The organism is Pedobacter sp. (genome assembly GCF_035317785.1).
Lineage (GTDB): Bacteria > Bacteroidota > Bacteroidia > Sphingobacteriales > Sphingobacteriaceae > Pedobacter.
The window spans coordinates 61,991-72,014 of record NZ_DATHGC010000001.1; the positions used below are offsets into that span (position 1 = coordinate 61,991).

Here is a 10,024-nt window from a genome sequence, read left to right on the forward strand (position 1 = left end):
CACCATGAAGAACACATCAGCTTTGATAAAGGTTAATCATTACATATGCTGCGGCATATTTTTAATTAGCTGCTTTTTACAATTAAGGGTTTCTGCTCAAACTTTACCTGTAGGTGGACTATTGGAAAATGTAGAAGACGCGCTGAGAAGGCAGCAGTTATTAGGCCTGGATAGTTCTCATAATTCTTTTATGATCAGGCCACTTAGTCTTTCCAATAAGATATTCAATGGCGACACTTCTCATTTAGCATTGCGTGTATCAGATTTAAGTAAACAATTCTATCGTTCTAAAAATGGTAGTACAGAACTTTATCTTTTGCCTGTTACCTGGATTAATCAGTTCAACAGCCATCATCCTTATGGAATGAATGACGGCTCTATGATTCCAGCTAAAGGCTATCAGACACAGTTGTCAGCGGGCGTTTACGCAAAAATAGGCCCATTGAGTGTGCAATTGAGACCAGAGCTTGTCTTTGCAGAAAATAAGGATTATAGAGAGTTATCCGAAACCAGCGAGTCTTATAACGCTTACTATAATCGAATTGATCAGCCTTCCCGGTACGGCAGTGGTACTTATACAAAATTAAATTGGGGACAGAGTAGTATTAGATTAACCTTTGATCCTGTTTCTATTGCGCTTTCGAATGAAAATCTTTGGTGGGGTCCTGGAATGCATAATTCTTTATTAATGTCTAATGATGCGCCAGGGTTCAAGCACTTAACTTTAAATACATCCAAACCAATAAAAACCTACATTGGTTCATTCGAAACGCAAATTATAGGAGGAAAATTAGAACCATCCGGAATCAATATCTTCGGAGGAATAAAGAATAAGGACAAACCTAATGATTGGCGGTATCTTTCAGGCATCATTTTCACCTACCAACCGAAATGGATCCCAAATCTATATCTTGGCATAGATCGCTCTTTTATCATTTATCATAAAGATTTAAAGCGCAAATTTAATTATTATCTTCCTATATTTACCGCTGCTTTAAAAGAGTCCTATACAGATAAAGAGAACATCATAGTATCAGAGGATCAGATTCCCCGTGACCAGTATATATCCGGTTTTGCAAGATGGGTATTTCCTGAAAGCAGGGCTGAAGCCTATTTTCAGTTCGGAAGAAACGACACTTCCTATGATATCAGGGACTTATTATTGGAACCGGAGAGTTCAAGAGCCTATATTGTAGGATACAGAAAGCTGCTTGAGTTGAAAAAAGAGGATACTTATATTCAGCTGGGTATGGAATTGACGCGATTAGAAGGTACAAATCCGGGTGACATCAGGGACGAGCCTATTTGGTATGCGCATTCTAAAGTTCCTGCAGGCTATACCCATAAGGGACAGATGCTGGGTGCAGGTATTGGCCCCGAGAGTAATCAGCAGACATTTGACGTAGCCTGGGTAAATGGATCGAAGAGAGTAGGACTGAGGGTGGAGAATACAGCATATAATGTTACTTTGTCTAAAGTCGTTGACGGCGACAGAAAAACCTGGTCCGACCTATCCTTTAGCGGAAAATTTGATTGGGATTTTGCAAATTTTATTTTAAGCTCACAAATGACCTATATCAAGTCTACTAATTATCAATACGTTATTGGAGGAAAGGCTAATAATCTCCAAATTAGGGTAGGTTTGATGTACAATTATTAATTACATCCAACCTTTTTTGTTATGATTTCCTTTAAATCATCAATTAACAATTTTGTTCTTAATATAGCACCTTCTTTTGTCAAATGATATGTTGTATCAAAAAATAAACTATCCGGAAATTCATATTTTTCTGGATTTCCAAGCAAAGTAAATTGATCGTCTTTAAGGCGCCGTTCTATTTTTTTTATTTTTCGGATCGATTTTTTAAAGGACAGATCTTGAAAGCATGGAAAAGTGATCAGCAGTTTGGCTTTTTTAATTTCAACTTCTTTTTTGAACTCGATCAATGCCATAAATGCTTCATCATTCAGATCGTCATTTAGTGTTACCGTATTAAAATCTCTTCTGGACAATGACCAATGCCTGACCGCATCACCATATTTGTTAAAAGCTAGCCTGTCGTATATATCAATAATAGTGTCAGTTTTGGAAAAGTATATTATCGGGTTTGTTTTAGAGAGAAGAAATTTAGGTAGAAATTTCATAAGGTGGAAATATTGACCAGCATCTAACAATGGTCTGGTATCAGGGGAGACATCAGAAACCATGGATAGCAGTTCTATTTCTCCATCTGCCATATTGCCAAGGAATTGATGATATTCGAAAGACACTACAATTATATCACCACTTTTTATATACTTTACAGCGTTTCTCAACATGTATTTTAACCCGAGAGATGCATGGATAGCAGAGTTAACTGGATTTAGACCTAACGAATCTTTTATCATCTGGCTATTTAGTCCAAAACTTAAGTTAGATCCACCTATGAAGATGATCCTTGGTCTTTGGGTAACCTTCAATAATTTATTTTTGTCTAATTGTGAGAATAATAAACGTTTCCTTTCCAGTTTATTCGGAGGCAAAAATAAACCAGAGAGCATAATTATAGTAATGGGAGCTATCAGTAGCAGGAGTTTAAAAAAGAATCTCATAACTAAAATCTAAAGTAAATAAACTGACTTTGGTTAAAAACGCCCATTGTTAGAATAACCAGGACCAAAATATAATAAGTGCCCCACCTAATTGTTGCTGGAGATTCTTCAAATCGCTTTATGAGGTGAAATCTTTTCTTTAAGAACTCAATAACTTCTAAAAAGCAGATCAGCGCAAAGGATACAATTAAACTTGACCAGCTGCCACCTAAATTTATCAGGTCAAGTTTACCATGTAATAATTGGGCGACCGCTTCAGGAATTCCTAATACAACTTTTTTGACAATGTAAACTGCGATATCTATATTTTGGGCCCGAAAAAAAATCCATGCAAATGTCACAAGTGCAAATGTAAATATTACTGAAAGGATATTTACTTTGCCAATATCCAAAATATCTGCTATTCTTTTCCTTGCTTTTTTAGTAATAGTTTCAAAAATAAGGTAAAGACCATGCAAGACTCCCCAGGCAACAAACGTCCAATTTGCACCATGCCACAAGCCGGAAAGTAAAAAAACAATAAATAAATTCAGATACCATCTTGGAACATTCACTCTATTACCACCCATTGGGATATACAAATAGTCTTTGAACCATGTAGATAAGGAAATATGCCATTTTTGCCAAAATTCACTGATTGATTTTGATTGATAGGGAGCGTCAAAGTTCTTCATTAGCTTAAAGCCCATCGTCCGGGCCGCTCCAATTGCCATATCCGAATATCCAGAAAAATCACAATATATTTGGAAAGAAAAGTAAAACACCGCTACGATTAAATTCAAGCTAGTATGTTTTTCAGGTGCATCAAAAATCTGGTTTACAACAATTGCTAACCTGTCAGCTATTACAACCTTTTTAAACAACCCCCAAGCCATTAATCTTAAACCGCTTGTCATTAACTTTTCGTCAAACTTGTGGTCAATGTAGAATTGATGAAGCAAATTTTGAGGTCGCTCAATAGGTCCAGCGACCAGTTGCGGATAAAACATTACATAGAGACTATAGATGCCAAAGTGTCTTTCCGCTTTTTGATTACCTCTGTATACCTCAATTGTATAACTCATCGCCTGAAAAGTATGAAATGATAATCCAATTGGTAGTAAAACTGTCAGATAGGGAGCAGGACCACCGTAGTTGCTGTCTTCAAATAATTTGGAAATATTTAAACTGACAAAGTTAAAATACTTAAAAAAAAATAAAACTCCTATGTTAGTAAACAGACTTATGATAAGCAGTGTTTTCCTTTTCTGTCCCTCGCATTTTTCTATATATATTCCTGCTAAATAATCAATCACTATTGTAAAACCAAGAATCAATATGTACATGGGAACGAATGCCATATAAAAATAGCAACTCGCAAGTAACAATAAAAGCCACTTTGATTTGAAAGGCAATATAAAATATAGGAAAGTTACTATTACATAAAATATTGCGAATTCTATCGAATTGAAAAGCATCTGGCTGTTAACTTAAACAATCTGTCTTATTGAGTGTATAATTCGGATCAAGTTAGACAAATGTTCTGATTTTATAATACTGAAGTCGATAAAAGTGGTAATTCTGTTACGATGTATGAAAATCTATCATTATTTTTTGTTTATTGTTGTACATTGCAATGAAATTTACCTACTTTAGTGGCGGATTGTTATAGTGTATTTTATACACTAAGATAACTAAGAATTACATTTTTGTCACTTTACCCGCTAATTAAAACAACACAAATGTTTTCTATTTTTAAAAAAAAAGTGAATTTAGTTACCGATATCAGTTGGCTTGGTGTTGATATCCATTCGCATTTGCTTCCGGGAATTGATGACGGGGCCGAAAATATTAGTCAGTCCATTACCTACATTAAAGGATTACAGCAATTAGGTTTTAACAAATTGATATGTACCCCTCATATCTTTACTGAAATGTATCCGAATACTGCCCAAACAATATCTCAGGCACTAGAGCTGGTGAAAGAAGCATTGCATTTTGAAAAAGTTGGTATAGAAATTGATGCAGCGGCAGAATATATGATAGACGACACTTTTAAGATACATGTGGATCATTTGTGTTTACCCGGTAATTATATACTTGTTGAGATGTCATATTTAAACGAAAGCCCTGGTATTGAACAAGTAATATTTGACCTTCAGATTAAGGGATATAATGTGATATTGGCCCATCCGGAAAGATATATTTTTTATCATCATGACTATAAGAGGTTTCATCGATATAAAGATATGGGAGTTCTATTTCAGCTTAACTTGCTATCGGTAACCGGATATTACGGAAAGGAAGTAAAAAAGACGGCCGATTATTTATTAGGACAACAAACTTATGATTTTGCAGGAACTGATTTACATCACGAAAAGCACTTAACCGCATTAAAGAAGGCCGTTGAAAGTGGTTATATATATGAAAAGCTAGGGAATTATAATTTTAGCAACAAAGAGTTGTTCCTGTAATAACTATATGGGTATTTGTAATATATATTAAAAGGTTAGCTTTGTAGCATAACTACCTGTAAAAGCTTAAATGAATCTATGAAAAAATTAAGTACAAGATTTTTTGTCCCCGTAATAATAATTTTGAGTGTTTTCTCCCTCATCTCTTGTCGAACTCGAGTTAATGCTGTTTATTTTTCTGACCTTGATTCTTCTAAAGTTAAGCAGTTAGTAGCAGCGGAATTCAAGGAACCGTTAATTCAGCAGGATGATGTTTTAAGTATCAACGTTCAGACCATAGACCAATCTTCTTCCGTCGCCTTAGATCAGCCAATAACAGCTGCTTACGGCGCTTCTGGAGTAACGACACCGATAACCGGGTTCTTGGTAGATAAATCAGGTAACGTAGAAATGCCTATGCTAGGGGTTGTTAAACTCGCTGGATTAACAACTACCGAAGCCAGAGAGTTGATTAGGAAAAAAGCGGCTACCTATTACAAAGAACCCACTGTGCAGGTGCGTTTTGCGAATTATAAGATCACCATCTTAGGAGAGGTCGCCAAGCCTGGGTCTTATACAGTGCCAATTGAAAGAGTAAGTGTCTTAGATGCCATATCTATGGCTGGTGATTTAACCATTTTTGGCAAAAGAGAAAATGTTATGCTTATTCGTGATAACGGTAGTAAAAAGGATGTCGTTAGATTAAATCTTAATTCATCTAGTTTGATAACTTCTTCCTATTTTTATTTAAAGCAGAATGATATACTGTATGTGGAGCCAACCAAAGCAAAGGTAACAAATGCCAATTCCCCTCGAACCCAACTAATAACTATCGGTGTCTCTATCGCTACATTGCTTGTCACTATATTAACGAGATTATAAAATAAATGAATACCACTAACCACTTCCCAGAAGACTTATTTTTACAAGAACAAGCTAGTGATAACCAAATGGATATGCGAAGGTTTTTCGCAAAAGTTTTCGCCAAATGGTATTGGATCGTTTTATCGTTATTTTTGGGGCTGTTCTTTTCCTATTTATATGTGAAATATCAAAACCCGATTTATAAAATTTCATCGAAGGTTTTGGTAAATGATGAAAAAAAAGGCGGTGGCATGTCAGCCAGTAGTGACATTTTGGGTGGTTTAGGAGGTTTATTGGGTACACAAAGCTCTGTTGATAATGAAGTTGAAATTCTGAAGACTAGATCATTAATGGAGCAAGTAGTGAGAGATATGAATCTCAATATAACCTATTATAAAGATGGCACCGTGAGAAATGCGGAACTTTACGCTTCGCCGTTTATTGTACAAGGTGTCAATCTAACTGACACCATAAAAAATAGCCACGTTCAGCTGGAAGTTTTAGTGAACAACCAAATATCTATTAAAATTGGAGACAGCGATACTGTTTTAACATATGGTAAAATTTTTAATCTTCCGGGTGTGGGCAACTTGCAGATTAACAGAAATTATAGTGTTCCAATTCACCCAGGAAACTATAGCTTCGATGTTGTTTCAATAGATAGTAGAGCCGCTAGTTTGATGCATAATTTAACTGTAGGGGCTAACAATAAACAGGTCACTATTATAGACTTAGTTTTAAACTATCCGGTGCCTAAAAAAGGAGAAGATATTCTAAACCGACTAATATATAACTATGTACAAAGTAATTTAAAAGATAAAAATGAAGTTGCTGATAGTACTATTAAGTTCATACAGAATAGATTAGTCTTAATCGGAGGAGAATTGGGTGATTTGGAGGGGAATATACAAGGCTTTAAGCAAAGAAATAATTTGGCAGATATGACCGAACAAGGTAAACTATTAATTACCTCGAGTGGCCAATATGTTACCGACCTTGCCAAGGTTGAAACTCAAATAAGTATCTTAGAGGATTTGGAAGGATATCTAGAGGATCCTAAAATCAAAAGAGTTCTTCCAAGCTCGTTATTAGAAGATATAACCTTTAGCAGTTTAGTCGAAAAATATAATACATTATTGCTAGAGAGGGATAAAAGATTGCTAGGTGTCACCGAGACTAATCCTGTAATTATTAATCTTGATGAACAGATTGCAAATCTTCGAAAAGATATGCTGTTAAATTTAAATAGCACAAAGAATGCCTTAAATATCTCCAAAAGCAGGATATTAAATCAAGTTAAGGCTGTTGAAGGCCAAATCAAGCAGGTTCCTGAGACTGAGAGAAACTATTTAAATTTAGCTAGACAACAGCAAATTAAGCAGGAACTTTATCTTTTCTTAATGCAGAAAAGTGAAGAAACAGCAATTTCTAAAACTTCAAACATTGCCAACTCAAAAACCATTGATCCGCCAAAATCTGATGGAACACCTTTTAGCCCTCAAAAACAGATTATTTATTTGATTGGTTTGGCTGTGGGCCTTTTGGTGCCTTTTGGGGCTTTTTATCTAATCGAAATTCTTAACACTAAAATAGAAACTAAAGAAGATATCACAAGTAAGACTAACGTGCCAGTTATCGGGGAGATTAATCACAACGATGAAAGTGATAATCTCGTAGTAGCAAATAGTTCACGGTCTGCTATTGCAGAACAATTTAGAGCATTAAGAACTAACTTATCGTTTTTTTTGAAGACCCCAGATGACAAAGTTATTTTACTTACATCCAGCATGTCTGGTGAAGGTAAGTCATTTATTGCGATCAATTTAGGAAATATATTAGCGATTTCTGGGAAAAAGGTTTTACTGATGGAATTAGATCTGCGGAAACCTGGCCTCTCCGGCAAGGTAAACACTCCTAACACTTCCGGTTTTACCAATTATATTATTAACCAGGAAATGCACGCGAAAGACATTATTAAACCCTTGGATATACATTCAAACTTATTCATTATAAGTTCTGGCCCGATTCCGCCAAATCCCGCGGAAACGTTATTAAATGACCGCACTAAATTATTAATGGAGGAACTTAGGCTACAGTTTGATTATATCATTATCGATGCTCCTCCTGTAGGTATCGTTACTGATGCCCAGTTGATGGAGGCTTACACTGATATCTGTTTATATTTAGTTAGGCAAAAATACACTCACAAAGATCAGTTAAACATAGTCGATGACTTGTATAAGAATAGGAAGATGAAGAAAATAGGTATCGTTGTGAATGATATACAAGCTTCCGCAGGTTATGGTTATGGTTATGGTTATGGCTATGGCTATGGCTATGGCTATGGCTACGGCCACGGTTATGGAAGTTATGGCAATACTGAAAACCGCAAAAATATATGGGATAGGTTTAGAAAAGCTAGATAAAATAGATTTTTGTCTGTAAGAAGGTTATATATAATAATGAAAATAATAATAATTGATTATAATGAAAATACTTGTTGAAAATTCTACATGGAATAACATTGGTGACGGTTTTTATCAAAGCTCTTTATATTCTTTAATAAAACAGATGTATCCTAATGATGATGTTTTAATGGAAGAGGGGCCTATGAACAGGGCGTTTCGCCCCAAAATAGCTAGACAAAAGGATAACTTTTTTAACTTAATGAGTTTTCAGACTGCAGACGTTCATGTTTTTTCTGGACCAATGATTCCACAGTTGTTAAATAATTATAAACAAAAAATTATCGATATTAAATCCAGAGGCGCAGATTACATGTTAATTAGCGTTTCTGGTGCTGGTGTACAAGAGGGCTTTAGACAAGAACTTGGTGCTTTTTTAAAGAAATATCCTCCAATACTGTTTTCTTCCCGTGATGAAGAAACTTACTCAAAGTTCAAGGAATTCGTTCCCGAATCTTATAATGGTATTTGTACGGCATTTATTGTTAACAGGATGCTGCCTGTTGATGAATTCAAGCCAAAAACCCCTTTCTTTATAAGTAGTTTTTATTCTGAATTAGAACCTATTTTTAAAACAAATGGGCCTGTGATACTAGAAAATGTAAGTCTTGAAAGAAAAAACACATACCTGAATCTCAGCCACAATATAAGCAGACATTTAAATTTTCTACGCCCTCAACAAGTTATGCTTGACACACACCAAATAGTTAGAGTTCATCAAGACTTATCTACTCATTTTTATCATATCAAGTTCTCACATCCAAATTCATTTATGAGTTTTAATCTTTTGTCATATTTGGCCATGTATAAATCTGCAGATTTTACAATATCTGATAGAGTTCATTCTTGTGCAGTAAGTCTGGCATTTGGTAAACCAGCCAGACTATTTACAAAGTCACCTCGTGCGGGCATCTTTGATAGGCTTGGATTTGATTACAAATCAAATGGGGGAATCATAAAGCCAAATCTCGATGTGATTGATGTCGAGCTTGATAAATTGAAAGTAAAAATCAAATCTGTGTTATAAATCCTCTATGTCTCTTAAGAAAAACTTGTTAAAAAATGGTATAGCGACAGGGCTTCAAAAAGGTGTCAATATTTTGGAGCAATTGTTGTTGGTGCCATTTTTTATAACAGCTTGGGGAGTCAATTTTTATGGTGAGTGGCTTACCTTGACTGTGATTCCAACAATGTTTGCATATACCAATTTAGGTTTTGGATCTGCGGCTGCGGGGCAGCTAGTTTTACGATATGCAGCTGCTGAATATCAAAAGGCCGCAAATATATCAAGGACGGGTTTTCTGCTTATCTCTTTGACACTGCTGACCGGAGTTCTATTCGGAGGTGTTCTCTTGTTCATTCTAGATAGTTTCGGTGTATTTGCGAAGTCGTTAATACCTAAGCAGGACGCCATAACAGCTGTGTCTTTAATAATGTTGGCACGAGGATTTGATTTTTATCAGCAACTAAGTGAATCTTATTTTATTGCAGCGAGAAAAGCTTCCTTGAGTATTAATCTTCTTTCAGGTTATTCATTACTTAAATTGATAAGTGGTCTTACTGTATTAGTCCTAGGAGGTGGTATAATCCTTTTTGCTTTGGTAAATTTGTGTGCTTCCCTGTGCTTTAATATTATCTATTCAATTTTAGGAAGTAAAGTTCTGGCCTTGA

The 10,024-nt window shown here is 35.3% G+C and carries 8 protein-coding genes; 6 read left to right on the forward strand and 2 right to left on the reverse strand.

Features of this window, described 5'->3' with window-relative positions; translation table 11 throughout:
* Nucleotides 1–4 precede the first annotated feature (4 nt).
* Entirely contained in the window at nucleotides 5–1,660 is a 1,656-nt protein-coding gene (locus VK541_RS00260) for a capsule assembly Wzi family protein (protein ID WP_324365710.1), read from the forward strand.
* Here the strand turns inward: VK541_RS00260 and VK541_RS00265 are convergent.
* Both VK541_RS00265 and VK541_RS00270 read right to left on the reverse strand, forming a co-directional pair.
* The gene (locus VK541_RS00265; RefSeq protein WP_324365712.1) at nucleotides 1,657–2,592 is read right to left on the reverse strand and encodes a hypothetical protein; all 936 of its coding nucleotides are present in this window, start codon (nucleotides 2,590–2,592) and stop codon (nucleotides 1,657–1,659) included. The two genes, VK541_RS00260 and VK541_RS00265, sit on opposite strands and share 4 nt — an antisense overlap.
* 2 nt (nucleotides 2,593–2,594) lie before the next feature.
* On the reverse strand, nucleotides 2,595–3,917 hold the full coding sequence (locus VK541_RS00270) for an MBOAT family O-acyltransferase (protein ID WP_324365714.1): 1,323 nt from the start codon (nucleotides 3,915–3,917) through the stop codon (nucleotides 2,595–2,597).
* Nucleotides 3,918–4,313: 396 nt separating this feature from the next.
* Here VK541_RS00270 and VK541_RS00275 point away from each other — a divergent pair, with 396 nt between their 5' ends.
* The 5 genes from VK541_RS00275 to VK541_RS00295 all read left to right on the forward strand — a co-directional run.
* On the forward strand, nucleotides 4,314–5,045 hold the full coding sequence (locus VK541_RS00275; RefSeq protein ID WP_324365716.1) for a tyrosine-protein phosphatase: 732 nt from the start codon (nucleotides 4,314–4,316) through the stop codon (nucleotides 5,043–5,045).
* A 78-nt stretch (nucleotides 5,046–5,123) separates the two neighbouring features.
* On the forward strand, nucleotides 5,124–5,906 hold the full coding sequence (locus VK541_RS00280) for a polysaccharide biosynthesis/export family protein (protein WP_324365718.1): 783 nt from the start codon (nucleotides 5,124–5,126) through the stop codon (nucleotides 5,904–5,906).
* 5 nt (nucleotides 5,907–5,911) lie between these two features.
* Complete coding sequence (locus VK541_RS00285; protein ID WP_324365720.1) at nucleotides 5,912–8,314, forward strand: GumC family protein; 2,403 nt, start codon at nucleotides 5,912–5,914, stop codon at nucleotides 8,312–8,314.
* Between the two features lie 61 nt (nucleotides 8,315–8,375).
* Nucleotides 8,376–9,380 (forward strand): polysaccharide pyruvyl transferase family protein, encoded by a 1,005-nt coding sequence (locus VK541_RS00290; RefSeq protein WP_324365722.1) that lies wholly within the window; start codon nucleotides 8,376–8,378, stop codon nucleotides 9,378–9,380.
* A gap of 7 nt (nucleotides 9,381–9,387) precedes the next feature.
* The coding region (locus VK541_RS00295) for a hypothetical protein (RefSeq protein WP_324365724.1) at nucleotides 9,388–10,024 on the forward strand (637 nt) is incomplete at its 3' end.